This is a genomic window from Roseibium sp. ROS1, from assembly GCF_054658215.1.
The window spans coordinates 242,926-268,140 of record NZ_BAAGIG010000001.1; the positions used below are offsets into that span (position 1 = coordinate 242,926).

21 protein-coding genes are annotated in these 25,215 nt (G+C 59.2%); 15 read left to right on the forward strand and 6 right to left on the reverse strand.

Going from position 1 to position 25,215, the window contains the following annotated elements; genetic code table 11:
• Positions 1 to 50: 50 nt before the first annotated feature.
• On the reverse strand, positions 51 to 743 hold the full coding sequence (gene ctrA, locus ACYQ6M_RS01100; RefSeq protein WP_031270498.1) for a response regulator transcription factor CtrA: 693 nt from the start codon (positions 741 to 743) through the stop codon (positions 51 to 53).
• A 372-nt stretch (positions 744 to 1,115) separates the two neighbouring features.
• Between ctrA and fliI the strand changes: the two genes are divergently transcribed.
• The 3 genes from fliI to ACYQ6M_RS01115 all read left to right on the forward strand — a co-directional run bounded on the left by fliI (position 1,116) and on the right by ACYQ6M_RS01115 (position 3,520).
• Positions 1,116 to 2,441 (forward strand): flagellar protein export ATPase FliI, encoded by a 1,326-nt coding sequence (gene fliI / locus ACYQ6M_RS01105; RefSeq protein WP_031270495.1) that lies wholly within the window; start codon positions 1,116 to 1,118, stop codon positions 2,439 to 2,441.
• A gap of 28 nt (positions 2,442 to 2,469) precedes the next feature.
• Positions 2,470 to 2,877 (forward strand): flagellar export protein FliJ, encoded by a 408-nt coding sequence (fliJ, locus tag ACYQ6M_RS01110; RefSeq protein WP_023003403.1) that lies wholly within the window; start codon positions 2,470 to 2,472, stop codon positions 2,875 to 2,877.
• A 208-nt stretch (positions 2,878 to 3,085) separates the two neighbouring features.
• A complete protein-coding gene (locus ACYQ6M_RS01115) occupies positions 3,086 to 3,520 on the forward strand; it encodes a paraquat-inducible protein A (RefSeq protein ID WP_055661214.1) in 435 nt (144 codons plus the stop codon).
• Positions 3,521 to 3,606: 86 nt separating this feature from the next.
• On the opposite strand, the gene ACYQ6M_RS01120 is transcribed toward ACYQ6M_RS01115, so the two are convergent.
• On the reverse strand, positions 3,607 to 4,722 hold the full coding sequence (locus ACYQ6M_RS01120) for a DUF2336 domain-containing protein (protein WP_023003401.1): 1,116 nt from the start codon (positions 4,720 to 4,722) through the stop codon (positions 3,607 to 3,609).
• A 298-nt stretch (positions 4,723 to 5,020) separates the two neighbouring features.
• Between ACYQ6M_RS01120 and ACYQ6M_RS01125 the strand changes: the two genes are divergently transcribed.
• The 10 genes from ACYQ6M_RS01125 to arsB all read left to right on the forward strand — a co-directional run bounded on the left by ACYQ6M_RS01125 (position 5,021) and on the right by arsB (position 17,984).
• Positions 5,021 to 7,324 (forward strand): mechanosensitive ion channel domain-containing protein, encoded by a 2,304-nt coding sequence (locus ACYQ6M_RS01125; RefSeq protein ID WP_460071635.1) that lies wholly within the window; start codon positions 5,021 to 5,023, stop codon positions 7,322 to 7,324.
• Between the two features lie 171 nt (positions 7,325 to 7,495).
• On the forward strand, positions 7,496 to 9,016 hold the full coding sequence (gene glpD, locus ACYQ6M_RS01130; RefSeq protein ID WP_460071637.1) for a glycerol-3-phosphate dehydrogenase: 1,521 nt from the start codon (positions 7,496 to 7,498) through the stop codon (positions 9,014 to 9,016).
• A 76-nt stretch (positions 9,017 to 9,092) separates the two neighbouring features.
• Positions 9,093 to 10,586, forward strand: coding sequence for a glycerol kinase GlpK (glpK, locus tag ACYQ6M_RS01135; protein ID WP_023003398.1), 1,494 nt, complete (start codon positions 9,093 to 9,095; stop codon positions 10,584 to 10,586).
• Positions 10,587 to 10,883: 297 nt separating this feature from the next.
• The gene (locus ACYQ6M_RS01140) at positions 10,884 to 12,488 is read left to right on the forward strand and encodes an ABC transporter substrate-binding protein (protein WP_023003397.1); all 1,605 of its coding nucleotides are present in this window, start codon (positions 10,884 to 10,886) and stop codon (positions 12,486 to 12,488) included.
• A 118-nt stretch (positions 12,489 to 12,606) separates the two neighbouring features.
• Positions 12,607 to 13,614, forward strand: coding sequence for an ABC transporter permease subunit (locus ACYQ6M_RS01145; RefSeq protein WP_023003396.1), 1,008 nt, complete (start codon positions 12,607 to 12,609; stop codon positions 13,612 to 13,614).
• A 16-nt stretch (positions 13,615 to 13,630) separates the two neighbouring features.
• On the forward strand, positions 13,631 to 14,560 hold the full coding sequence (locus ACYQ6M_RS01150) for an ABC transporter permease subunit (RefSeq protein WP_023003395.1): 930 nt from the start codon (positions 13,631 to 13,633) through the stop codon (positions 14,558 to 14,560).
• Positions 14,561 to 14,563: 3 nt separating this feature from the next.
• Entirely contained in the window at positions 14,564 to 15,400 is an 837-nt protein-coding gene (locus ACYQ6M_RS01155) for an ABC transporter ATP-binding protein (RefSeq protein ID WP_075284079.1), read from the forward strand.
• Between the two features lies 1 nt (position 15,401).
• Entirely contained in the window at positions 15,402 to 16,232 is an 831-nt protein-coding gene (locus tag ACYQ6M_RS01160) for a dipeptide ABC transporter ATP-binding protein (protein WP_023003393.1), read from the forward strand.
• A 193-nt stretch (positions 16,233 to 16,425) separates the two neighbouring features.
• On the forward strand, positions 16,426 to 16,779 hold the full coding sequence (locus ACYQ6M_RS01165; protein ID WP_055661220.1) for an ArsR/SmtB family transcription factor: 354 nt from the start codon (positions 16,426 to 16,428) through the stop codon (positions 16,777 to 16,779).
• A gap of 158 nt (positions 16,780 to 16,937) precedes the next feature.
• Positions 16,938 to 17,984: an ACR3 family arsenite efflux transporter gene (gene arsB / locus ACYQ6M_RS01170; RefSeq protein ID WP_023003391.1), complete on the forward strand. Its 1,047-nt coding sequence runs from the start codon at positions 16,938 to 16,940 to the stop codon at positions 17,982 to 17,984.
• On the opposite strand, the gene ACYQ6M_RS01175 is transcribed toward arsB, so the two are convergent.
• Entirely contained in the window at positions 17,981 to 18,628 is a 648-nt protein-coding gene (locus ACYQ6M_RS01175; protein ID WP_168685326.1) for a GntR family transcriptional regulator, read from the reverse strand. The two genes, arsB and ACYQ6M_RS01175, sit on opposite strands and share 4 nt — an antisense overlap.
• 192 nt (positions 18,629 to 18,820) lie before the next feature.
• Here ACYQ6M_RS01175 and ACYQ6M_RS01180 point away from each other — a divergent pair, with 192 nt between their 5' ends.
• Positions 18,821 to 20,062: an NAD(P)/FAD-dependent oxidoreductase gene (locus ACYQ6M_RS01180; RefSeq protein ID WP_296602137.1), complete on the forward strand. Its 1,242-nt coding sequence runs from the start codon at positions 18,821 to 18,823 to the stop codon at positions 20,060 to 20,062.
• A 42-nt stretch (positions 20,063 to 20,104) separates the two neighbouring features.
• Here ACYQ6M_RS01180 and ACYQ6M_RS01185 read toward each other — a convergent pair whose 3' ends face one another.
• Entirely contained in the window at positions 20,105 to 20,530 is a 426-nt protein-coding gene (locus tag ACYQ6M_RS01185) for a GNAT family N-acetyltransferase (protein ID WP_296602135.1), read from the reverse strand.
• Between the two features lie 204 nt (positions 20,531 to 20,734).
• Positions 20,735 to 21,421 carry a DUF2270 domain-containing protein gene (locus tag ACYQ6M_RS01190; protein WP_460071643.1) on the reverse strand — a complete coding sequence of 229 codons (687 nt, stop codon included), beginning with the start codon at positions 21,419 to 21,421 and terminating at the stop codon, positions 20,735 to 20,737.
• A gap of 253 nt (positions 21,422 to 21,674) precedes the next feature.
• On the opposite strand from ACYQ6M_RS01190, the gene ACYQ6M_RS01195 reads away from it, so the two are divergent.
• The gene (locus tag ACYQ6M_RS01195) at positions 21,675 to 22,613 is read left to right on the forward strand and encodes an MliC family protein (RefSeq protein WP_460071645.1); all 939 of its coding nucleotides are present in this window, start codon (positions 21,675 to 21,677) and stop codon (positions 22,611 to 22,613) included.
• A gap of 43 nt (positions 22,614 to 22,656) precedes the next feature.
• On the opposite strand, the gene ACYQ6M_RS01200 is transcribed toward ACYQ6M_RS01195, so the two are convergent.
• Positions 22,657 to 25,107, reverse strand: a complete 2,451-nt coding sequence (locus ACYQ6M_RS01200; RefSeq protein ID WP_460071648.1) for a Tex family protein — start codon at positions 25,105 to 25,107, stop codon at positions 22,657 to 22,659.
• Between the last annotated feature and the right edge of the window lie 108 nt (positions 25,108 to 25,215).

A 25,215-nucleotide genomic window follows, 5' to 3' on the forward strand; every position in this document is an offset into this window, starting at 1 on the left:
AAAGCCCCGGCAGTGCCGGGGCTTTTAAAACGTCAACGTCCGATGCTGGATCAGGCGGCTGCTTCTACGTCCGGCTCGCGCAGAACGTAACCTCGGCCCCACACCGTTTCGATGTAGTTCTTGCCGGAGGTTGCAGCTGCCAGCTTCTTGCGAAGCTTACAGATAAACACGTCGATGATCTTCAGTTCCGGCTCGTCCATGCCGCCATAGAGATGGTTCAGGAACATCTCCTTGGTGAGCGTCGTTCCCTTGCGCAGGGAGAGAAGCTCCAGCATCTGGTATTCCTTGCCGGTCAGATGGACGCGCTGGCCGCCGACTTCGACGGTTTTGGTGTCCAGGTTGACCTTCAGGTCGCCAGTGACGATGACCGACTGTGCGTGCCCCTTGGAGCGGCGGACGATTGCGTGGATACGCGCGACCAGCTCGTCCTTGTGGAACGGCTTGGTCATGTAATCGTCGGCGCCGAAGCCGAGGCCGCGAACCTTGTCTTCGATACCCGCGTTACCGGAAAGGATCAGGATCGGTGTCTTGACCTTGGAAACGCGTAGTGTCCGGAGAACCTCGTAACCGGACATGTCCGGCAGGTTCAAATCCAACATAATGATGTCGTAATCGTACAGTTTGCCGAGGTCGATGCCTTCCTCGCCAAGATCTGTCGTGTAGACGTTGAAGTTCTCGGACTTCAGCATCAGCTCGATGCTCTGCGCCGTGGCGCTGTCATCCTCAATCAACAATACACGCATGCCAATCCCCTTGTTCTGCCTTTCCTGGGCAAGTCGCAACGGCTCTGTCGGTGCCTGCTACGAAGGACTGATGTTAACCCCGACTCAAAGCTATCGGTTAATGGTTAACAAAATATGATTCGTAACGGCAAGCTCTGGAGAGAGGAAACTGTGAACAACACTCAACTTATTGAATCCCCAGAAAAAATTCGGATTCACAAATCTTAATGTTGAACTTTAAGAACCGGCGCTAACCGATTCCGTTCAGATTCCTTTCAACAAAGCCGTTTTGACTTCGAAATGGCTCTCGCTTGTCAGCCTTCCAAAGGTTAAGATTAACCAGAGTCGTAAACGATCGGTTACCAAAACCGTTAACGAGGGAAGGAATCTTACGTGAAGGCGCTTTTCGCCGAGATTGATTCGCTCATGCCGACCGAAATTTATGGCCGGGTGACTGCGGTTCAGGGACTTCTCGTCGAGATTGCGGGCCCTATTCACGAAATGAGTGTCGGCTCGAGATTGTTGATCGACAACGGTGAGGATAACCCGAAAGTGCCCGCAGAGGTTGTGGGTTTTCGTGAAGGACACGCACTTTGCATGCCTTTTTCCGGGCTCGAAGGCGTGCGAATGGGTTGCAAAGCCGTGATTCAGTCGCGTGACAGCGTGGTTCATCCGGCAAATGCCTGGCTTGGCCGAGTGATTAACGCACTTGGTGAACCGATTGATGGTAAAGGAAGTCTTGTTCATGGCGGAGTGCCTCGCAAATTGCGAAGTTCGCCTCCGCCGGCCTCCGAACGTAAACGAGTTGGACCGCCCCTGGATCTCGGCGTTCGCGCGCTTAATACATTCGTAACCTGTTGCGAGGGGCAGCGAATGGGCATTTTTGCCGGCTCCGGCGTCGGCAAGTCCGTGCTGATGTCCATGCTGGCGCGCAATACAAAATGTGATGTCGCGGTCATCGGCCTTATCGGCGAACGCGGTCGAGAGGTTCAGGAGTTCATCGAGGACGATCTGGGCGATTCGGGGCTGGAGCGCTCCGTGGTCGTGGTCGCGACTTCAGATGAAAGCGTTCTGATGCGGCGGCAGGCCGCCTATCTGACCATGACTGTTGCCGAACATTTCCGCGATGAAGGCAAGAACGTGCTGTGCATGATGGACTCGGTAACGCGATTCGCCATGGCACAGCGCGAAATCGGCTTGTCGATCGGCGAGCCGCCGACCTCCAAGGGCTATACGCCGACGGTCTTCACTGAATTGCCGCGACTTCTGGAACGGGCAGGTCCCGGCAAGGAGAACAGCGGATCGATCACCGGCCTTTTCACCGTTCTTGTGGAGGGTGACAATCACAACGAGCCTGTGGCCGACGCGGTGCGCGGTATTCTCGATGGCCACGTGGTGATGGAACGCGGCATTGCCGAGCGTGGCCGGTATCCGGCAATCAATGTGCTGAAATCCGTGTCACGAACCATGCCGCGCTGCGTGCCGCCGGAGCAGCTCCCGGTTCTGCGCAGGGCCCGACAGCTTCTGTCGACCTATACGGACATGGAAGAATTGATCCGGCTGGGCGCATACCGGAAGGGATCCGACCCGACCGTGGACGAAGCCATCTACAGGTTCGACATGATCGACGAATTCCTGAATCAGGGAAAAGACGAAGCGACATCACTTTCTGACGGGTATGAGCAACTTGCCAACCTTTTGGAAATGACTCAGGGGTAGACTGCCCGTGTTAGGGGAGTATTGAGTAATGAAAACCCGAGACAGTTTGATCCGTTTGAAGCGGTTTCAGGTTGACGAGAAACGACGACAGCTTGCTCAGATCGAGAGCATGATCGCCGAGTTCAACCGTATGGCCGATGAACTTGATGACCAGATCCGGTCGGAGCAGGAGCGGGTCGGTATTACGGATGTCACGCATTTTGCCTATCCGACGTTTGCCAAGGCCGCAGCGGACCGTCGCGACAACCTGCGCAATTCCGCGCATGAACTGGACGACCAGCTGCAACGTGCCCAGGACGAGCTCAGCGAGGCGATCGAGGAGCTGAAGAAGTTCGAGCAGCTGGAAGAACGCGACCAGCAGCGCGAGCGCACAGCCCAGGAACTGGCGGAGCAGGATCAGCTCGACGAAGTTGCTGCGCGGGCTCGAGGCCGATAACGGCTTACTGAACTTCCCTAAAAACAGCCGGTCTCCGAATGGGGGCTGGCAGGGCTTGATATACGTTCTTATATTCCTGATCGTTGCTCGCGGCGGTCAGGTTTTGTGCTTTCCGATCCGGGTGATATAGGAATTGGTGCTCCTCCCGGTGATGCCGGGCGCAGGTGCCGCTACAAGTTTACGCGATAGCCAGGGTACGGCAGTTTCAATGCGATTTTTTCTGGCTTTGCTGCTTCCCGTTTCCACTTTCTCGTTCGCCCTCGGACTGACGCAGCCGCTCATGCGGTTCGAGCGCCTCTATTTTCTGGAAGACCGACCGACGCTGATCGAAATGGTGACCAGCCTCTATCACGAGGGCGATGCGGTTCTTGCCGCGATCGTGGCGCTGTTTTCGATCGGGTTTCCCGCGCTGAAGATCCTTCTGATCCATGTGGCCGTGCTTAGTGGCGCCAAGACGCGTTCGCTTGCGCTCCTGTCGATGGTCAGCAAGTGGTCGATGCTGGATGTGATGCTGGTTGCGCTGGTGCTTTTTGCCGCCAAGACAAGCGGACTGGCGGCAGCCGCCATTTTGCCGGGCCTCTGGTTCTACGCGGCCGCGACCCTGTCGACGGCAATCGCCGCGACGCTTTGTTCCAAAAGCTGAACTCTCGAAAAACACGGGCTAGAAAAAGCGCTGACAAGGTTGCTCTTCGATGAGTCGGTTGGCGCGAAGCAACGCTGGCGTTGTCGCTACATTGCCGCGACACGTCCGGGACGATCACCCGTGGGTCTTGGTTTCTTTTCCCGCCGGTTCGCCTGGAAATCACCGCATCGGGATTGTTTGGTCTGTGCCGTGCTGTCGAGAAACTTCTTGTAGGTAGCCGTCCATTCGGAGCCCTGCGTTGCCGGGATCTTCAAATGGTCGCAGCGAACCTTGGCGAAAAGGGCGAAGGTCGGCGTGTCGAGGCCGGCTTTCTCCGCGGTTCTGAGAACCAGATCCTTCTTGCCGTTGAAGACCGCATCCTTGAGTGCCTTCTGGGCCGTTCGGCCGCGCGCGCTGAGCAGCTCGATCGCGTGATTGAAGCGGCCATCCTGCAGCAACAGGATCATAAGCTCGTTGACGGTGATTTCCGCACGCTCCGCTTCCCGCCACAGGAGGGTCATGTCCGGATTGTTGAGGGCATCGCCGAACTCCCGGCGCAGCACCTTCAGTCTTGCGATCTGGTCCAGTTGATCCTGCGACAGGGAGCCTTCGATGATACTGCGCAGGCGCTTCTTGGTTTCATCGTCCACAAGCGGCAGCAAGGCCCGGCACACCGCCGGGGAAAGATCGGAGCGCAGGCACAGGTCCTCGCGCAGGACCACGTCTTCCGTGGCGTATTTGACGAAACTCAGCATGGTTTCGCGGGACAGTTTGATCTCACGGTTGCCGGCCAGAATACGGTGCACCGGGCGGTCGCCTTTTTCGGCAATGGCATCTGAGACTTCAGGCGAGAGGTCGGTGCGGCGGGCAATCACCTGTAGATGGCTGTTGCTCAGCCGTTCAACGAAGTCGATCAGGTCTTCCTGGGTCAGCGCGGGGCTTTGTGCGAGCAGGGGCATGGCCACGTTGACGTCGTCTTCGGCGATCTTGCGGGCAAGCTCCGGCGGCGTGTTGACTTGCGAAGCGAGCTTGTGCGCCAGCCTGGCGCGGTCCCTGGGCGAGCCGACACTGTACAGTTTTATGATTACTTCGGAGAAGATTGCCAGCTCCCGGTCGGTCCGCTCATCGAGGTTCGCAATCACAAGTTCGCTCACCTGCGCGAACAGCCGTCGTCGCGCCTCGTCTGTGCCTTCCTGTGCAAGTTTGATCAAGGACCTGGGCATCCTTCCTCCTCGTCGGGCCAGATTGGCGCCCATATTGTTATTATTACGTTACCCGATAAATGGAGGCTGGCATATTACCTTGCGTAAAGGTGAAATCTTTTTGCGATTTCCAGTGAATCCTTGTTTCTGCTGGTTTTGATGCGGTCGTTACTGCACGGGAAACTTGCGTTTTATAATAGTACCTAAAAAATGTCCGAAGACAGCAGCCTGAACCCTTTTCATCCGCGACTGTTCCTCCATATTGTCCCTGCCATGGCCGGACCCCCGCCGGTCTTTCTGGAATTGACAAGAGTTTGAAATGAAGATTTTGCGCTGCTGCCTCTTTGCCCTGATGACAATGATGCTTGCCGGGTTGGCTCCGGTTCTGGCTCAGGAAAGCGGGGGGCAGGCCCCGGCGCAGGAGCAGGCGCCACCGGCCGATGTCGAACAGGCGAGCCAGGCCCTGATAAAGGTTCTGAACGACCCTGAAAGCCGAGCGGCGTTGATCGATCTCTTGCAGAAAAGCACAGGGGACAGCCAGCCTGCTGAAGGTGACAGGCAGGTTCCCGGGAATGAAGCTGCAATTCCGGTTGAGGGTATCTCCCAACCCCTGCAACAGGAAAACTTCGCCCTGCGGATCGGTGAATACACACGGGTTCTGGTGGATGACGCGGGGTATCTGCTGGAGCAGGCAATGCGCTCGTTGAACGGCCTGGTTCTGGTCGCGCGCGGCGATATTCCGGTGAAATGGGACCGGGTCGAGGATATCGCGATCCAGGTCGGCATCGTGCTTCTTGCAGCTTATCTCGGCTTTTTTGCCAGCCAGCTGATCGCGAAGGCACTCTATCCGCGCATGTCGCTTTATGCGCGTTACGGCGGCGGGCTGACGCGCAGCTTCATTCTTGTTCTGACATCGGTCGTCGATGCAGTGACGGTAGGCGTCGGTTGGGCCGTCGGCAACGCGGCGGCCCTGGCAAGCTTCGGTGGAATAAATGCAGGCGTAACGCTTCAGGAAAGTCTCGCGCTGAACGCGTTTTTCATCCTTGGCATGGCCAACGTCTCGCTGCGCTTCATATTCGCGCCGGGGCGGCCGGAACTGCGGTTGCTGCCGTTCACCGATGAAAGTTCGCTCTACTGGTACGGCCGTTTGCGGTTGTTCATGTACTGGATGGTCTTCGGCCTGTTCCTGGCCGTGCCGATCGCCAATGTTGCGGTATCCTTCGTGCTCGGCAACGCCTTGCGGTTCCTCGTCGTGCTTCTCGGGATGATCTATCTTCTGGTGCTGGTGCACCAGAACAGGCACCGGGTAAACGAGGGTGCGCGGGATTACGCCGAGCATCTGCAGAGCGCTCTTGCCAAGCGTGCGCTCGTGCTGGTCGGTCAGCTCTGGCACCTGGCTGCCTACGGCTATATCGCGGCAGTTTTCATCATCTGGGTGACCCGGCCGTTTGACGCGACAACCATTATTCTGCGGGCAACGGGACTGTCGATCCTCACCATCATGGCGGGTATGGCCATTTCGCTGGTCGTGACCAAGGCCATCAAGGGCGGGATTCGCCTGCCGGACGACCTGAACCGGACCCTTCCGGCGCTTCAGAGCCGGCTGAACGCCTTTGTGCCGCGCCTTCTGAAGTTCATCCGGTTCGCCGTCTTCCTGGTGACGGTGTTGCTGCTTCTGGAGATCTGGGGTCTGTTGACGGTTGCCGAATGGCTGGTCAGCGAAGCAGGGGTGCAACTTCTGAGCAGCTACGGTTCTGCCTTCCTGGTCCTGCTCGTGGCTTTCATGATCTGGCTTGCCGTCATGTCGTGGGTGGACCTCAGGCTGCAGTCACGCTCCGGATACATCGTAACGGCGCGCGAACGCACGCTGTTCCAGTTGTTCCGCAATGCATCGACGGTCGTCATCGTGGTGATGGCGCTGCTCTTGTCGCTGTCGGAAGTCGGCGTCGATATCGGTCCGCTGATCGCCGGTGCCGGTGTTGTCGGTCTGGCGATTTCCTTCGGTGCACAGACCCTGGTCAAGGACATCATCACCGGAGCCTTCATCCAGGTCGAGAATGCCATCAACGAGGGCGACGTCGTCACCGTTGCCGGGATAACGGGAACGGTCGAGGGGATCACCGTCCGGTCGGTGCGCATGCGCGACATCGACGGAACAACCCACATCATTCCGTTCTCGTCGGTCGACATGGTGTCCAACTTCATGCGCGGCTTCTCCTATCATGTCGCGCTGATCGGTGTTGCCTACGACACGAATATCACCCACGCCAAGGACGCCATGCTGGAAGCCTTCCGCAGACTGAAGGAAACGGATTTCGGTCCCAAGATCATCGGTGATTTCGAAATGCACGGCGTTACCAATTTCGGTGCCAGCTCCATTGATATCCGCGGCCGTATCAAGACCGTCCCGGGGGATCAGTGGGGCGTCGGGCGTGCGTATAACGAATTCGTCAAACAGGTCTTTGACGAACGGAATATCGAAATCCCGTTCCCGCAAGTGACCTATCACGCCGCGACGCCTCCCTTCGTGGAAGACGGGAACAAACCGAAACAGCGCAAGAAGGTTGACGTTTCTTCGACCCAGTTGGAGGACGATGCTCCGGCAGAGGACGGAGAAAACTAGACAGATCAATACCTTGTAGTTTCTGAGTGGTCTATTTAACCCCGGCGGAGGCGCGAGCTTCTTGCCGGGGTGTTTCGTCTTGGTGTGCGAAATTGTTGATTGAATTTCGAGAAGTTTCGTTTTATTTTCATTTTCAATCCTGAGACGCAAAAACACAGGCCGGGGACAGTTATGGCTGCGGATTACGATCTTTTGATCATTGGTGGGGGCATCAACGGAACGGGCATCGCCCGCGACGCGGTCGGCCGGGGGGCTTCGGTTCTTCTGGTCGAAATGGGTGACCTTGCCGGCGCCACATCGTCGGCCTCGACCAAGCTCATCCACGGCGGGCTGCGCTATCTGGAATATTACGAGTTCGGTCTGGTGCGCAAAGCGCTGAAAGAGCGTGAAGTGTTGTGGCGCGCAGCGCCGCATATTGCCTGGCCGCTGCGGTTCATTCTGCCGCATCACAAGGACCTGCGACCGGCATGGCTCCTGCGGCTCGGCCTCTTCATGTATGACCATCTCGGCGGGCGGGAACTGCTGCCGGCCACCAAGACCGTGCGTCTGGATCAGGCTCCGTTCTCGCAAGGGCTCAAGAAGCTCTTCAAGAAGGGGTTCGAATATTCGGACTGCTGGGTGGACGATGCCCGACTGGTGGTTCTGAATGCGCGCGATGCGGCTGATCGCGGTGCCGAAATCCAGACCCGTACCAAATGCATCAGCGCACGGCGCGACGGCGACGTCTGGCAGGTCGTTCTGAAAGACCTTGCAAGCGGCGATGAAAAGACCGTCACTGCCAATGTGCTGGTCAATGCCGCCGGGCCCTGGGTTGCGGACATGCTGAGCGGCGTCACCGGGGCGAACAACAGTTCCAGCGTCCGGCTGGTCAAGGGCAGCCACATCATCGTCAAGCGCCAGTTCGAACACGACCGTTGCTTCATCTTCCAGAACGGCGACGGCCGGATCGTGTTCGCCATTCCTTATGAAAACGACTTCACGCTGATCGGCACGACCGATGTCGATTTCCAGGACGACCTGAGCAAGGTCGAGATCTCGAAGGACGAAATCGCCTATTTGTGCAAGGCGGCGAGCGAGTATCTGGAAAACGCGATCACGCCTGAAGACGTGGTCCATACCTATTCCGGCGTTCGCCCGCTCTACGATGACGGCGCAAAGGATGCCAAGGCGGCGACGCGCGACTATGTGCTTGAGCTGGATGCGGGCGATGCAAAGCCGGCGATCCTGTCCGTCTTTGGCGGCAAGATCACGACCTATCGCAAGCTTGCCGAGCATGTCCTGGAAAAGCTTGAGCCGTATCTGCCTTTCAAGCGCGGGGTATGGACGGCCTATGCGCCCCTGCCGGGCGGTGATTTCAAGGTGAGCGAGTTCGATGCGGAAGTGTCACGCCTCGAGGCCGATTATCCGTTCCTCGACAAGGTATTCGCTACTCGTCTGACCCGTCTTTACGGCACGGATGCGCGCTTCATACTCGGGGAAGCGAAGACGCTCGAAGACCTCGGTCGCTGTTTTGGCTACAATCTTCATGAAGCGGAAGTGAAATGGCTGGTCCGCCGCGAATGGGCTCGCAGCGCGCAGGACATCCTGTGGCGGCGGACGAAACTGGGGTTGCGGCTCAGCGGGGAGGAGGCTGCCGAGCTGGATACCTATCTGTCGGCTTATCTTGCGGAGCAGGCCGGCGCTGCGGCATAGTTTTATCAAACGGAACCAGATGACCTGCCGGCCTTGCCGGCAGTTTTCATGACAAGAAGAAAACGGGAGGTGCGCCATGGCCGGATGTGTTTTGGCAATAGACCAGGGCACGACGTCGAGCCGGGCAATTGTCTTCGGCGACGATTTCCATCCAATCAGTGTGGGGCAGCAGGAGTTTCCGCAACACTTCCCGAAGTCGGGTTGGGTGGAGCATTCGCCGGCCGATATCTGGACGAGCACGCTGCGCGTGTGCCGGGAGGCGCTGGAAAAGGCACCGTCCGGTGGCGCGGATGTTGCCGCGATCGGGATCACCAACCAGCGGGAAACCACCCTTGTCTGGGACCGATCGACGGGCGAACCGGTCTACAACGCCATTGTCTGGCAGGACCGGCGTACGGCCGATTTCTGTGCGAAATTGCGCTCGGAAGGCCGCGAAGGAGTTTTTTCCGCCAAGACGGGCCTGTTGCTGGATCCCTATTTTTCCGGAACCAAGATCGCCTGGATCCTCGACAATGTGGACGGTGTGCGCGAGCGTGCGGAACGCGGTGAGCTTGCCTTCGGCACCGTCGACACATGGTTGATCTGGCAACTCACGGGCGGCAAGGTACACGCAACCGATGCCACCAACGCTTCCCGGACGCTGATCTACAACATTCACGAAAACAAGTGGGATGAAGAGCTGTGCAAGCTCCTCAACATCCCGCAGAACCTGCTGCCCGAGGTCAAGGACAGTGCGGATGATTTCGGCGTCACGGATACGGAATTGTTCGGCCGGGCAATACCGATCCTCGGTGTTGCCGGCGACCAGCAGGCCGCGACGGTCGGGCAGGCATGCTTCAAACCGGGAATGGTCAAGTCAACCTACGGCACGGGTTGCTTTGCACTGATGAACACCGGGTCCAAACCGGTCCGGTCCAACAACCGCATGCTGACGACCATCGCCTACAGGCTGAACGGCGAAACCACATATGCGCTCGAAGGGTCGATCTTCGTTGCCGGTGCTGCCGTGCAGTGGCTGCGCGACGGTCTGGGGCTCATCGAGAGTGCCGGCGACACGCAGTCGCTTGCCGAACAGGCAGATCCCAACCAGGACGTCTACCTTGTTCCTGCCTTCGTTGGTCTTGGCGCTCCCTATTGGGACGCGGAAGCCCGGGGTGCGCTGTTCGGTCTGACGCGAAACACGGGTCCGAAGGAAATTGCCCGGGCGGTCCTGCAAAGCGTTGGTTACCAGACCAGCGACCTGGTTGAAGCCATGCGGGCAGACTGGCCGGAAGCCGAACAACCGGTGCTCCGTGTCGATGGCGGCATGACGGCATCCGACTGGACGATGCAGTTTCTGGCCGACATTCTGGGCGCGCCGGTCGACCGGCCAACTGTCCCGGAAACGACGGCGCTCGGGGCAGCGTGGCTCGCCGGATCGAAGGCAGGTGTCTGGCCTGGCGCCGAGGCATTTTCGGCAGAATGGAAGCTGGAAAAGCGTTTCGAGCCGCGTTTACAGGAAAGTGAGCGGGCCAGATTACTTGCCGGATGGCAGGACGCTGTCAAACGAACGCGTTCTACGCAGGATTGAGAAATTCAGAGGCTCCCGTTATTGCGGGAGCCTTTTGTTTTCAGGCGGTTAGATGAAGCTTGAAAAACGCTGCCGTTGCGGTATTTGTTTCTCGTGAGTTAACGTTGCCGCATTAAAAATTTACGGCAGCAACTCTTACCTAGCAAAAAAATTTCAAAAACATCCTCAAATTAGAAATATGTTGGCAGTTGATTTTCTGCCAAAAAAACGCCTTAGTTTGCGCTGGCTTGGGCTTAACTCCTTTGCGCGATTCAACGATGCAAGGCCCTTGCTCTTCATCAAGGGGAGAACAGTTTGATGAATTTCCAAAAAACCTTGAAGGCATCCCTTCTTGGCGTAAGCCTTGCTGTGATTGCAGCAACCGGCGCTTCTGCAAAAAACCTGGTTTATTGCTCTGAAGGTTCGCCTGAAGGCTTTGATGCTGCACTTTACACCGCAGGCACGACGTTCGACGCTTCCTCCAAGCCGATCTACAACCGGCTTGTCGAGTTCAAGCGCGGCACGACCGAAGTGCTGCCGGGCCTGGCTGAAAGCTGGGAAGTTTCCGAAGACGGTCTGGAATACACCTTCAAGCTGCGTCAGGGTGTGAAGTTCCACACCACCAGCTTCTTCACGCCGACCCGTGAATTCAATGCAGACGACGTGATCTTCACCTTCGAGCGTCAGCTGAAGAAGGATCATCCGTGGCACGAATACACCGCCGGTACCGCGTGGGAATATTTCGACGGCATGTCCATGCCGGACCTGATCAAGGAAATCGTCAGGGTTGACGACTACACGGTCAAGTTCGTCCTGAACCGTCCGGAAGCACCGATGATCGCCAACCTGGCGATGGACTTCGCTTCCGTCGTGTCCGCCGAATACGCAGCCCAGCTTGAAGCAGCCGGTTCCAAGGAACAGCTGAACCAGCAGCCGGTCGGCACCGGTCCGTTCTCCTTCGTGGGTTACCAGAAGGACGCCGTGATCCGTTATGCGGCAAACCCGGACTACTGGGGTGGCAAGCAGCCGGTCGACAACCTGATCTTCGCGATCACTCCGGATGCAGCCGTGCGTCTTCAGAAGCTGAAGGCCGGTGAATGTCACGTCATGCCGTACCCGGCACCGGCCGACATCGCCGACATCAAGGCTGACGGCAACCTGACCCTGATGGAACAGCAGGGCCTGAACGTCGGTTACCTCGCTTACAACACCAAGCAGGCACCGTTCGACAAGCCGGAAGTCCGCAAGGCGCTGAACCACGCGATCAACAAGCAGGCGATCCTCGACGCAGTTTTCCAGGGCTCCGGCCAGGCTGCCAAGAACCCGATCCCGCCGACCATGTGGTCCTACAACGACGCCGTTGAAGACGACGACTACAATCCGGAACTGGCCAAGGAAATGCTGGCTGCAGCTGGTGTATCCGATCTTTCCATGAAGATCTGGGCAATGCCGGTACAGCGTCCGTACAACCCGAACGCTCGTCGTATGGCTGAGGTCATGCAGGCCGACTTCGCGAACGTCGGCGTTAACGTCGAGATCGTTTCCTACGAATGGGGTGAATACCTGTCCCGTTCCAAGGACGAGAACCGCGACGGTGCCGTGCTTCTCGGCTGGACCGGTGACAACGGCGACCCGGACAACTTCCTGGCCGTTCTGCTCGGCTGTGACGGTGTCGGCGGCTCCAACCGCGCCCAGTGGTGCAACGAAGAGTTCGACGCGCTGATCAAGAAGGCAAAGACCGTGACCAGCAAGGAAGAGCGCACCAAGCTCTACGAAGAGGCACAGGTCGTGTTCAAGGAGCAGGCTCCGTGGGCAACCATCGCGCACTCCGTGGTCTTCATGCCGATGTCCTCCAAGGTCTCCGGCTACGTCATGGACCCGCTCGGCGGCCACTGGTTTGACGGCGTGGACATTGCGGAGTAAATCCGCCTAACTCGAAGAGGGCGCTGGCAGCAATGCCGGCGCCTTCGGACATTCTGGCCGGCGGATGCTTTCCTGACATCAGGTCGTTTCCGCTGGCTCTTCGTATCTGGAACCTGACATGCTTCGCTTTCTTCTAGGTCGTCTCGGCCTGTTGATACCGACATTCTTCGGCGTCACCCTCGTCGCCTTCTCGTTTATCCGCATGCTGCCCGGCGATCCTGCCGAACTGCTCGCAGGCGAGCGCGGTATATCTGATGAGCGGAGGGCTCAGGTCCTTGGCCAGCTTGGCTTCGACAAACCGCTCTGGCAACAGTACCTCGATTACATCGCAGGTATCTTCCAGGGGGATCTGGGCACGTCCTTCGTGTCGAAGAAGCCGGTGCTGGATGAATTTCTGACACTGTTTCCGGCGACTGCCGAACTCGCGCTCTGCGCCATCATCATTGCCGTCTGCCTTGGCATTCCCGCCGGCATCTTCGCGGCAGTGAAGCGCGGATCGGTTGCCGACCAGGCAATCATGGGCACGGCGCTGGTCGGCTACTCGATGCCGATCTTCTGGTGGGGCCTGCTGCTGATCATCCTGTTTTCGGGAACCCTCGGCTGGACACCGGTCTCCGGGCGCATCTCGTTGATGTTCTTCTTCCCGCAGGTCACCGGCTTCATGCTGATCGACAGTCTGTTGTCCGGCGAGAAGGGGGCTTTCCTCTCCGCCGTCCGGCACCTGATCCTGCCGTCCATCGTTCTGGCGACCATTCCGATGGCGGTGATCGCACGCCAGACCCGATCCGCCATGCTGGAAGTTCTGGGCGAGGACTATGTGCGCACGGCCCGCGCGAAAGGCCTGCCGCCCCGCGCGGTGATCGGTCTGCATGCGCTGCGCAATGCCCTTATCCCGGTGGTGACCACCATCGGCCTGCAGGTCGGGGTGCTTCTTGCCGGCGCGATCCTGACAGAGACTATCTTCTCCTGGCCTGGCATCGGCAAATGGCTCGTCGACAGCATCTCGCGCCGCGACTACTTCGTGGTCCAGGGTGGTCTGCTGCTGATTGCCGGGATCATCATGATGGTCAACCTGATCGTGGACGTGCTTTACGGCCTGATCAATCCGCGAATTCGCCACAACTGAGCCGGGGACAAGGAAAATGACAAATACCTCGCCGGCTGCGAAAGCCGATCAGACCAAGCTCCAGGCAGAAAGCCGCAACGCCACCAAGGCGCAGCTTGTCGAGTTCTGGTACTACTTCTCACAGAACAAGGGTGCCGTTGTCGGCCTCGTGGTGTTCGCGTTGCTGGTCCTCATGGCCATCTTCGCGCCGCTGGTCGCACCGCATAGTCCCGACTTTCAGTATCGCGACAGTTTCCTCGTGCCTCCGGTCTGGGAGGAGGGCGGCAAGGCCGCGTTCCTGCTGGGAACGGACGCCGTTGGTCGTGATATTCTTTCGCGCCTCATCTTCGGTGCGCGCTTCTCGCTGTTCATCGGTGTTGTCGTCGTCACCATCGCCCTTGTCGGCGGTGTCGTGATCGGCCTTGTCGCCGGTTACATGCGCGGCATGACCGACACGCTGATCATGCGTGTGATGGACATCATCCTGGCATTCCCCTCGCTTCTGCTGGCCCTCGTGCTGGTGGCTATCCTGGGACCCGGGCTGATCAACGCCATGATCGCAATTGCCATCGTGCTGCAGCCGCATTTCGTGCGTCTGACCCGCGCGGCCGTCCTGTCCGAACGGACACGGGACTATGTCGTCGCGGCGAAGGTGGCAGGTGCCGGGCACATGCGGCTGATGTTCAAGACAATCCTGCCCAACTGTCTGGCGCCGCTGATCGTTCAGGCGACGCTGTCGTTCTCCAACGCGATCCTGGATGCGGCTGCCCTCGGCTTCCTGGGTATGGGAGCACAGCCGCCAACACCGGAATGGGGCACCATGCTTGCCGAAGCGCGCGAATTCATCCTGCGCGCCTGGTGGGTGGTAACCTTCCCGGGTCTGGCGATCCTGATCACCGTTCTTGCCATCAACCTGGTCGGTGACGGCCTGCGCGATGCGCTCGACCCGAAACTGAAGAGGAGCTAAGCCATGTCTCTTCTTGAAATCAGAAACCTGAAGGTCGAGTTCGACACCGCCAAGGGCCCGTTCAAGGCGCTCGACGGCGTTGATTATGCGGTCGATGCAGGCGAGGTCCTGGCGATCGTCGGCGAATCCGGGTCCGGAAAATCCGTTGCCATGCTGGCGACCATGGGTCTGCTGCCGAACACGGCAACAATCACCGCCGACAAGATGGAATTCGAGGGGCTGGACCTGCGCAGCCTGTCGGCCAAGGAGCGGCGCCGGGTGATCGGGAAAGACATCTCGATGATCTTCCAGGAGCCGATTGCCAGTCTCAACCCGTGTTTCACGGTTGGCTTCCAGCTCAGTGAAACATTGAAGACCCACATGGGGTTGAAGGGACGTAAGGCCCGGGACCGGGTGGTCGAGATCCTGACCTCCGTCGGTATTCCGAACCCAGCCGAACGCCTGTCCGCATTTCCGCATCAGATGTCCGGCGGTCAGTGCCAACGCGTGATGATCGCCATGGCAATTGCCTGTGCGCCGAAACTTCTGATCGCCGATGAGCCGACGACTGCCCTTGACGTGACGATCCAGAAACAGATCCTGGATCTCCTGGTCAAGCTGCAGCAGGACAGCGGCATGGGGCTGATCATGATTACCCATGACATGGGCGTGGTGGCCGAAACCGCCGATCGTGTCATCGTGCAGTACAAGGGCCGCAAGATGGAGGAGGCCGACGTGCTGTCCCTCTTCGAAAACCCCAAGAACCCGTATACGAAGGCATTGCTTTCAGCGCTGCCGGAAAATGCCACGGGCGACCGCTTGCCGACGGTGAGCGACTTTGCCGAAGCGGGAGGTTTCTGAGATGGCTGACGATGTGATCCTCAAGGTCCGCGATCTGTACCGGACCTATGACATCAAGGGCGGCATGTTCAAGAAGGCGTCGACCCTGACCGCCGTCAAGGGCGTGAACCTGGATGTGGAACGCGGCACCACCCTTGCCGTGGTCGGCGAAAGTGGCTGTGGCAAGTCGACCCTTGCGCGCATGCTCACCATGATCGACGCGCAGTCTTCCGGCCTTATCGAGATCGATGGCCTGCCGATCGATATCTCCAAGACCGGTATTTCCCGCGAAATGCGCCAGAAGGTGCAGATCGTTTTCCAGAACCCCTATGGCTCGCTGAACCCGCGCCAGAAAATCGGCCATGTTCTGGAAGAGCCGCTTCTCCTGAACACCGACATGCCGTCGGCAGAGCGCCGTGACCTGGCGCTGCAGATGCTGGAGAAGGTCGGGTTGCAGCCGGAGCACTACGGCCGTTATCCGCACATGTTCTCCGGTGGCCAGCGCCAGCGCATCGCGATTGCGCGGGCAATCATGATGAAGCCGAAGTTGCTGGTGCTTGACGAGCCGGTCTCCGCGCTTGACCTGTCGGTCCAGGCGCAGATTCTGAACCTGCTTGCGGACCTGCAGGAAGAGATGGGCCTCACCTATGTGTTCATCTCTCACGACCTGTCGGTGGTGCGCTACATCGCAGACAAGGTAATGGTGATGTATTTCGGTGAAGTGGTGGAATACGGCACGCGGGACGAGGTTTTCGAGAACCCGCAGCACGATTACACCAAGACACTTTTCGCCGCGACGCCGAATGCGGACGTGGAAAGCATCAGGAAACGACTGGCTGCAAAGGCTGCCTGAACCGGCAGTTCTGTCAGACGCTGAAAACAAGACCCTCGCTCTTTCCGGAGCGGGGGTCTTTTGCTTTCGGTCATGGAGCTGCCGGGATTGACCTGCGTTCCAATTCCGGCCCGGTCGCAGCTTCGGTTCGCAACTTCTCGCAATGCAGCAATTTTGGGGTTGCATAGTTCCATATTTCGAGTATTCTCGAAATATGGAAAAAGAAGACGCCCTGAATGCATTGGCAGCTCTTGGTCAGGAAACCCGCCTCGACGTCTTTCGCCTGTTGGTGAAGGCCGGAAAAGAAGGCATGACCGCCGGTGCCATCTCAGATGCACTCGATGTGCGTCCGAATACCCTGTCGACCCACCTGGGCGCCTTGTCCCGTTCCGGCCTTGTGCACGCCGAACGGGACGGGCGCTCGATTTGTTATCGGGCGAGCCTGGAGGCGATGCAGGGCCTCGTGACCTACCTGCTGCAGGACTGCTGCGGCGGCAACCCGGAACTCTGCGCGCCGATCGCATCGCTTGTGGCCGGTGGCGGCTGTGAACCAGGTGGGAAGTGCTGACATTCAGGAAACAGATATGCCTGGATGCCGGAAGGTTCCTTTCGGCTGCAAGACAAGCTGCGTGACCGGTTCTGAGCGAATTGAAGTTGAGACACCTCGGGCAGGTTTTCCACGCTGCTCCCTGGTTTGCTGAAATGCCGATGTGAGAGAGAGTTGGAATGACACAGGAAACGTCACCCATGGGGCTCTTCGAGCGCTTCTTGTCGCTCTGGGTTGCCCTGTGCATTGCCGCCGGGGTCGGGCTCGGCGCCCTCTTTCCCGGGGTTTTCGAGGCGATCGCCTCTCTGGAATATGCCAGCGTCAATCTGGTTGTGGCCGTACTCATCTGGGTGATGATCTACCCGATGATGGTCAACGTCGATTTTGCCTCGCTGAAGGATGTCGGCCGCAAGCCGAAGGGGCTCTGCATCACGATCGTCGTCAACTGGCTGGTCAAGCCCTTCACGATGGCGGCACTCGGCATCCTGTTCTTCGAGCACGTATTTGCGGGGCTGGTGGATCCGCAGACTGCGAAAGAGTACATCGCCGGCATGATCCTGCTCGGGGTCGCACCATGCACGGCCATGGTCTTCGTCTGGAGCCAACTGGTGCGCGGCGATGCCAACTACACGCTTGTCCAGGTCTCCATCAACGACATCATCATGGTGTTTGCCTTCGCGCCCATCGCAGCGCTGCTGCTTGGTGTGACCGACATTGTCGTACCGTGGCAGACCTTGCTGCTGTCGGTGATCCTTTATGTGATCATTCCGCTGGTGGCCGGCTATTTTACCCGCAAGGCGCTGGATGGATCGGGGAGCGATGAGCGCATCGCGGAGTTCACGGGAAAGGTCAAACCCTTCTCCGTCATGGGTCTTCTGGCAACCGTTGTCCTGCTGTTCGGATTTCAGGCGCAGACCATCCTGGAAAAGCCGCTGGTGATCGTGTTGATTGCCGTGCCCCTGCTGATCCAGAGCTATGGCATTTTCTTCGTCGCCTACGCCTGGGGGTATCTGTGGCGGGTGCCGTTCAACACCGCCGCGCCGGCAGCGCTGATCGGGACGTCCAACTTCTTCGAGCTTGCCGTTGCCGTTGCCATCAGCCTGTTCGGTCTGAACTCGGGCGCTGCCCTTGCGACGGTTGTCGGTGTTCTTGTGGAAGTGCCGGTAATGCTGTCTCTGGTCGCTTTTGCAAACCGGACACGGTCTCACTTTCCGGCGGCTGCCTAACCGGAGCCGCTGACCAGGGTCGTTGCCTGACGGCGCAGGTACAGCATCAGGTTTTCCGCGTGATCCATCGCGGCGGCCTCGTCTCCGGCAGCAACGGCGCGCATGACCTCCATGTGGCTCCAGGCTGCCGGGGTGAGATCTTCCTCACCAAAATGGCGGTACCAGAACCGGCGGCTCTGCGTCTGCAAAGGGGCCAGAGCCTTTGCTGCAAAGGGGTTGCAGGCAGCGGCCGAGACGACTTCGTCGAAGGCTTTGTCCAGGCGCAGATAGTCCGCCACGTCCGGCTTCGCAGCCGCCTCGCGCATGTCTAGTGCAATCGCTTCAAGGGTTCTGCGGTCGTCCTTGCTGGCAAGCCGCGCTGCCAGCCCTGCAACGAGACGTTCCAGGGCGTGGCGGGCCTCAAGAACCTTCAGAAAATCGGACGGGTTCATTTCCGCAACGACAATGCCAAGCCGCGGCCGGATGTTCAAAAGGCCTTCCCAGGACAGCCGCTGAATGGCTTCGCGTATGGGTGTTCTGCCAAAACCCAGTCTTTGTGTAAGCGCGGCTTCCGTTACGGTTGCCCCTGGTTTCAGTTTCAGGGTCACGATTTCTTCTTCCAGCAGGCGGTAGGCCTGAGTGGATCGGCTGAAATCTGCGGACATGAAAGTCTGGGCCTTTATATGTTTCAGATGTGCGAGTGATATATCAGAAGGTTGGCCGCTAGACGAGCCTTGCCGGTTCTGGCAGGACGGTGAACCTGAAAACAGACTGTTGGTCCGGTCGGTGGATCCTTGCGATACCCGCATTGTTTCGCCGAACAGGTCGTTGATCGCGAGCGAGAAAAGACACGCCGAATGAGCAAGGGACATGTCCATGTGATTGGTGCGGGCATCGTCGGGCTGGCGACTGCTGCCAGCCTGGTGCAACGCGGATACGGCGTTACGGTGCTGGACCGCGAAGGCCCTGCGGCAGGCGCAAGCCAGGGCAACGCGGCTGCCATCGCCTGGACAGATGTTGCGCCTCTTGCTTCGCCTGGTCTTTGGAAACAGGCCTTCAAATGGATGCTGGATCCGCTGGGGCCCTTGTCGGTCCGTCCGGCTTATGCGCTCAAGATCCTGCCGTGGATGCTGCGTTTCATGGCGGCTTCAAACCCCGCAAAGGTGGCGCAGAGCACGAAGGCGCTGGCGGATCTGAATGGAGGCGCTCTTCCGGCGTGGGAAGCGCTCTGGCGGACAACGGGAACCCATAACCAGGTGCGCCGGGACGGCTGCCTGGAACTGTTCGACACGGTGCAGTCGCTTGAAGCCTCGCGCGCGGGCTGGGCCGAGCAGCGCGACTACGGCATCAAGGTTGAGGAGCTGGATGCATCAGCGATCCGGGATCTGGAACCGGACCTTTCTTCCCGTGTTGTTGGCGGGGCACTCGTGCCGGACTGGGTGCAGGTGGATGAGCCCAAGGTCCTTTGCCTTTCGGTTGCCGAGTGGCTGTCATCTCAGGGTGTCAAGTTCGAGGTTGGTGAGGTCAGCCGCTTGCAGCCCAATGACAAGGGCTGTGACGTGATCCTGAAAGACGGCAGCACGATCGCGGCCGAGCGACTGGTGATTGCCTGCGGGGCATGGTCGAAGGCCCTTGCCGCGCAGCTGGGAGATCCGATCCCGCTGGATACGGAGCGCGGTTACAACATCACCATCCCGAACCCCGGCGTTAACGTGAACCGCATGATCATGCTGTCCGGTCACGGGTTCGTCCTGTCGCGTCTTTCGAGCGGCTTGCGCGTCGGCGGGGCGGTGGAATTCGGCGGTCTCGACCTGCCGCCGAACTGGCGCCGCGTGGACACAATGCTGGCCAAGGCAAAGCTGTTTTTCCCGGAGCTCAAGTCGGAAGGCGGCAAACGCTGGATGGGGTTCCGCCCGTCCATTCCTGACAGCCTGCCGGTCATCTCGCCGGCAACACGGCATGGCGGCATCTTTTATGCCTTTGGCCACGCCCACCACGGTCTGACGCAGTCTGCCGTCACAGGGCAGATGATTGCGGACATGATCGAGGGTGTCCGGCCTGATATCGATCCAGCGCCCTTTGCGGCAAGCCGGTTCTGAGCCAATGTCAGTTGCGGCGGCCCACAGGCCGCCGCTTTCCTGTCAGGGCTTCATCGTCATTTTAATGCTGATGTGCTGTGCCTGTTCGTGGAAGTATTCTTCGGTCGGCACAAAGCCATTGGCGGCGTAAAAACGCCGGCCGCGAGCATTCTCCTTGAAGACTTCAACGGTGAGCGGCCCCTTCTGTTTGACCGCGTGACCCACAAGGGCCCTTCCGAGGCCACGTCCATGATATTGCGGGTCCAGAAACAAGCCGCCGATGTAGTTGTCCAGCAGCGAGATAAAGCCGACGGCAACACCATTGATCTCCGTGACGTAGGTTTCCGCCTTTGGCAGATAGATGTCGCGGATGGCGGTGGCGGCCATGTCGTGAAAGTTGTCGCTCAGAAACGGGTGGGCGAATTCACTGGCCTTGCGCCAGATATGGATGATCCGTTCAGCGTCCTGGCTGACATAGGGTCTGATCATTTGGATAACATTGTCCTCGTCCGATCATGAGGTCACGACCGGGTGGTGTCTCTCTTCAGGTTTGGCAAACGCAGTCCGGAGCAGCCGGAGGCGATTTGCGGATGGGCACCGATGGGTGCCCGAGAGGTCAGGACATAAAATCTCCGAAGTGGACTGAGGGGCCCATACCACACCCTGCTGCCAGAGGAAAAGACTTGTGCTGTCTCAGATCGACTGCATCGGTGAGCGGCGTTTTTCCCGATAGAGCTTGTCCAGCCGCAAGGTCACGATGGCGAACACCACCCAGCTGGTATGAAAGACAAGACCTGCGAGCATGACGGTCCATCCGGGAATCGGCCCTATCGCCGCCCGTTGGAACACGTCGGCAAGGCTGGTCAGTGGGACGGGGTGTATCGCCAGCTTGCCGTAGTAGGCGACAGCCTGGATCGCCAGGATCCAGGAATAGTTGCTGCGCAAGCGCCGTCCTGCCGCCCTGACCAGCGAAATATGATAATGCGGCATCTCATAGTCGTCGGAGAGCATCGTTGCCCAGCTTCCGCGCATGGGCACTTTGCCTCCGGCGAGGATAGGCGCGTAAAAGTCCGTCTCTATCAGGCGTGCCCGGGCCCGAAACATGTTGTAGTAGCGGTAGCGGCGAGCTTCGAAGATCAGGAAAACAGTTACCAGCAGCCCCACCAGCACCATGGGCAAGGGTGAGGCTTCCTTGTTGGAGAATGTCGCGGACAGGGCGATGCCGGTGGTGACGACGGCCCAGTTGGTGGTGTTATCGAGGCGGGTGCGCCAATGTGTGCTGCGAAACACCTCGGCGCGGTAAAGGTGGGCAAGCGCGGTGAGCGTGCCGGACTCCATGTCCTGCTTGGGCCAGTCCTGTTCCTGATCCTTCTGAGACATATTCCGTTCCTAAACGGACTTCTTGTTAAAACAGAGTAATGCAGTTTCCCGCTATTGCCAGAGGGGCAAAATTGACCATGGCGAAGCCGGGGCAGGGGGGCGCGCTGCCAATCTGACAAAGTGCCGCGCAGGCAGCCGCAAAACGAGGTTCCCTTTCCTGTTCGTGTGACCTAAAGTTCGTTTTTGAATTCAGTATTTTTCTTCGAAGACGCTGCATTTCCTCTTAAGAAACATCAATAGAACAGGCATTTTGATGAACAAGTTTTCTCTTTTTGTCGTGCTGGCAGCACTTGTTTTGCCAGCCAGTTTCGCTTTCGCCTCACCGGACGTCGATTTCCCGCAGAATGGGGCATCCTACGGCGGCAAGGTTCGCAGTGGTCCTGGTATGCAATACGGGCAAAGCGGCAGTCTCCGTCAGGGGGATGCCATTTTGATCCTGTCCGGTACCGGGGTCATGATGAATGGCTACGAGTGGTTCCAGGTCAGGTATCGCAACGGACAGACGGGCTATCACTGGGGCGGGCTGTTCTGCTCGGAGCGCCCATACCCGGGGATATACGAGGTCTGCGGAGGCCGGCCTCAGGTCCAGAACCCGGTTCCGCAGCAACCTGGCGGTCAACTGTCGGCAGCTCCTGGTGTGAACGGGCAGAACGTTGGTGTCGTCCGGCATTCTGGCGGCAGTTTCACAAACGTTGGAAACGGCCAGTGGCAGGAAGCGGACGTCTACGGCACCGTGAATTTCCATTTTCAGGAATTCGGCCGGGACGACTGGTCGGTGTATCTCCACGATGCTTCAAGAAATGTGACGCTGCAGCTGGATCTGCATCGGCGCATGATCCTTTATGCGCAGGGAAATGGTCCGCGGTCGGACCTTTACCAGATCACCGATGCCTTTCCGGCGCGCAACTATCAACCGGCAGCAGCTGGCAATGTGGCGCAGCCGGCCGCCGGTGACACAATCACGGTGCATTACACGTGCACCGAAGGATTGCCTTTGACGGCCACCTACGTGCAAAGCGGCAATGGCCACCTGATCTACACCATTGACGGTCATACGCCGAGACGGCTCGAACAGGTCGTCTCAGGGTCAGGCGCGCGTTATACGGACGGTCAGTACACGGTTCACAGCAAGGGACGGCAGCTCTTGCTCCAGTCGCCTTCGGGCATCGATGACTGTTACGAAAACCAGTAACAGGTTGATCCAGCGGCGCTGATAACGCCGCTGGATCAGTCCGTCATTTCTTCTTGTTCATCGCTGCGGCGAGTGCCGCGGCCAAGGCGTTGTTGCTGCTGTCTCCGCCGGAGGACTTCGGCGCGCCGCCACCACGGGGGCCATTTCCGCGCGGGCCGTTACCGCCGCCGGGTCCCTTGCCGCCGGGGCCTCTGCCTCCCGGACCGTTCCGGTTCTGGCCACCCCTGTCCTGACCACCACGCTCGCGCTGGCCCTGGTAATCTGCCTGGGACTTCATGGTCATGGAGATGCGCTTGCGTGGAACATCCACTTCCAGGACCGTCACCTTGACGATGTCACCGGCCTTCACGACCTTGTGCGGATCATCGACGAACCGATCGGCCAATTGGGAAACATGCACCAGCCCGTCCTGATGAACACCAACATCGACGAAGGCGCCGAAGTTGGTGACGTTGGTGACCGTGCCTTCCAGCTTCATGCCCGGTTTCAGGTCGGAAATTTCCTCTACACCGTCCTGAAGGGTCGCGGTCTTGAATTCGGGGCGCGGGTCGCGGCCCGGCTTTTCCAGTTCCGACAGGATGTCTTTCACGGTTGGAAGGCCGAATTTCTCGTCGGTGAATTCTGACGGTTCGAGGCCTTTCAGCAGTGAGGCATCGCCCATGATCTGGCGCACGTCGCGGCCGCAGGCCTTCACGATCCGTTTTGCCAAGGGATAGGCTTCCGGGTGGACGGAGGAGGCGTCGAGCGGTTCCTTGCCTTCGTTGATGCGCAGAAAGCCTGCGCAAAGTTCAAAAGCCTTGGCGCCGAGGCGCGGGACTTCCTTGAGCTGGGTGCGACTGTCGAACCGGCCAATGGCTTCACGGTGTTCGACGACCGCCTTTGCCAGACTGTCCGACAGGCCGGAAATGCGCGACAGCAGGGCGGGAGAGGCGGTGTTGAGATCAACGCCGACGGCATTCACCGCGTCTTCGACAACCGCATCCAGGGCACGGGCCAGCTTGGTCTGGTTGACGTCGTGCTGGTACTGGCCGACGCCGATGGACTTCGGTTCGATCTTGACCAGTTCGGCAAGCGGGTCCTGCAGGCGGCGGGCGATGGAGGCCGCGCCGCGCAGGGAAACGTCGACATCCGGCATTTCCTTCGCCGCCAGTTCCGAGGCCGAATAGACCGAAGCACCGGCCTCGTTGACAATGACCTTCACCGGGCGCTGGGCGGCGGGGATGTCGGCAAGAACATCGCCCGCCAGCTTGTCTGTTTCGCGGCTGGCCGTGCCGTTGCCGATGGCGATAAGGCCGACCTTGTGTCTCGCGATCAAGGCGAGGAGAGCGGCGCGGGAGCCGGAGACATCATTGCGCGGCTGGAACGGATAGATGGTCGCGGTTTCGACCAGCTTGCCCGTTGCATCGACAACGGCAACCTTCACGCCTGTCCGGATGCCGGGATCGAGGCCGAGTGTGGTTCTGGAACCGGCGGGCGCTGCCAGCAGCAGATCCTTGAGGTTGCGGGCAAAAACCTGGATGGCTTCTTCTTCCGCCTTGTCACGCAGGACACCCATCAGGTCGAGTTCCAGGTGCAGGGCAAGCTTCACCTTCCAGGCGAAACGCGCAGCTTCCATAAGCCACTTGTCGCCAGGGCGGCCCCGGTCGGCGATGCCATAGGTGTCAGCAACCATCTTTACGGCGGGCAGGACAGGGGAGACGTCGTCAGCATCAACCGTCAGGTCGACAGACAGGATGCCTTCGTTGCGACCACGGAACAGCGCAAGGGCGCGGTGACTCGGGATCTTGGACCATTGTTCGGAATAGTCGAAATAGTCGGCGAATTTCGCACCTTTTTCCGCCATCCCGTCGATGAGTTTCGATTGAACGACGCCACGTTCCTCGACATGGCGGCGCAGGCGGCCGACCAGCTCGGCGTTTTCGGCAAAGCGTTCCATCAGGATCTGGCGAGCACCGTCAAGCGCCGCCTTGGTGTCGGCAACGCCCTTGCCTTCATCCACGTAAGCGGCCGCTTCGGCCTCGGGGTCTCGGGTGGGATCGTCCAGAACAGTGTCGGCCAGCGGTTCCAGGCCGGCCTCACGGGCAATCTGCGCCTTGGTGCGACGCTTCTTCTTGAACGGCAGATAGATGTCTTCAAGCTGGGACTTTGTATCGGCTGCCTGAATGCTGGCAACAAGATCGTCTGTGAGCTTGCCCTGCTCTTCGATGGATTTGGTTATGGCGACGCGGCGGTCTTCCATTTCGCGCAGATAAATCAGCCGCTCTTCGAGCTTGCGCAGCTGGGTGTCGTCAAGCCCACCGGTGGCTTCCTTCCGGTAGCGGGCGATGAATGGCACCGTTGAACCTTCGTCCAGCATCTGGACGGCCGAATTCACCTGGCCGGCCTTGCAGCCGATTTCATCCGCGATCCTCTGTGCGATGCGCAGGGCGGTCTGGGCGGACAGGTCGGCCTTGGGAGTGGACGTGGTCGGGTCGGTCATCGATACGCTTGCCATTTACGAAAGGTACTTTCCGTCGAGAAAAATCTGAGCCGCAGACGATAAGCCCCCTCAATCGGGCGGAAAAGGGACCGATGAGCTCCGTCCACTGTGAAATACCGAAAG

Bases quoted from the DNA above. Each gene is read 5' to 3' on its own strand.
- arsB (WP_023003391.1), top strand. From the start codon at position 16,938: ATGACACAGGAAACGTCACCCATGGGGCTCTTCGAGCGCTTCTTGTCG.
- ACYQ6M_RS01195 (WP_460071645.1), top strand. From the start codon at position 21,675: ATGAACAAGTTTTCTCTTTTTGTCGTGCTGGCAGCACTTGTTTTGCCA.
- ACYQ6M_RS01120 (WP_023003401.1), bottom strand. From the start codon at position 4,722: ATGCCCAGGTCCTTGATCAAACTTGCACAGGAAGGCACAGACGAGGCG.
- ACYQ6M_RS01155 (WP_075284079.1), top strand. From the start codon at position 14,564: ATGTCTCTTCTTGAAATCAGAAACCTGAAGGTCGAGTTCGACACCGCC.
- ACYQ6M_RS01175 (WP_168685326.1), bottom strand. From the start codon at position 18,628: ATGTCCGCAGATTTCAGCCGATCCACTCAGGCCTACCGCCTGCTGGAA.
- glpK (WP_023003398.1), top strand. From the start codon at position 9,093: ATGGCCGGATGTGTTTTGGCAATAGACCAGGGCACGACGTCGAGCCGG.
- ACYQ6M_RS01150 (WP_023003395.1), top strand. From the start codon at position 13,631: ATGACAAATACCTCGCCGGCTGCGAAAGCCGATCAGACCAAGCTCCAG.
- ACYQ6M_RS01140 (WP_023003397.1), top strand. From the start codon at position 10,884: ATGAATTTCCAAAAAACCTTGAAGGCATCCCTTCTTGGCGTAAGCCTT.
- ACYQ6M_RS01145 (WP_023003396.1), top strand. From the start codon at position 12,607: ATGCTTCGCTTTCTTCTAGGTCGTCTCGGCCTGTTGATACCGACATTC.
- ctrA (WP_031270498.1), bottom strand. From the start codon at position 743: ATGCGTGTATTGTTGATTGAGGATGACAGCGCCACGGCGCAGAGCATC.
- fliJ (WP_023003403.1), top strand. From the start codon at position 2,470: ATGAAAACCCGAGACAGTTTGATCCGTTTGAAGCGGTTTCAGGTTGAC.
- ACYQ6M_RS01160 (WP_023003393.1), top strand. From the start codon at position 15,402: ATGGCTGACGATGTGATCCTCAAGGTCCGCGATCTGTACCGGACCTAT.
- ACYQ6M_RS01165 (WP_055661220.1), top strand. From the start codon at position 16,426: ATGGAAAAAGAAGACGCCCTGAATGCATTGGCAGCTCTTGGTCAGGAA.
- ACYQ6M_RS01180 (WP_296602137.1), top strand. From the start codon at position 18,821: ATGAGCAAGGGACATGTCCATGTGATTGGTGCGGGCATCGTCGGGCTG.
- glpD (WP_460071637.1), top strand. From the start codon at position 7,496: ATGGCTGCGGATTACGATCTTTTGATCATTGGTGGGGGCATCAACGGA.
- ACYQ6M_RS01185 (WP_296602135.1), bottom strand. From the start codon at position 20,530: ATGATCAGACCCTATGTCAGCCAGGACGCTGAACGGATCATCCATATC.
- ACYQ6M_RS01115 (WP_055661214.1), top strand. From the start codon at position 3,086: ATGCGATTTTTTCTGGCTTTGCTGCTTCCCGTTTCCACTTTCTCGTTC.
- ACYQ6M_RS01200 (WP_460071648.1), bottom strand. From the start codon at position 25,107: ATGGCAAGCGTATCGATGACCGACCCGACCACGTCCACTCCCAAGGCC.
- ACYQ6M_RS01125 (WP_460071635.1), top strand. From the start codon at position 5,021: ATGAAGATTTTGCGCTGCTGCCTCTTTGCCCTGATGACAATGATGCTT.
- ACYQ6M_RS01190 (WP_460071643.1), bottom strand. From the start codon at position 21,421: ATGTCTCAGAAGGATCAGGAACAGGACTGGCCCAAGCAGGACATGGAG.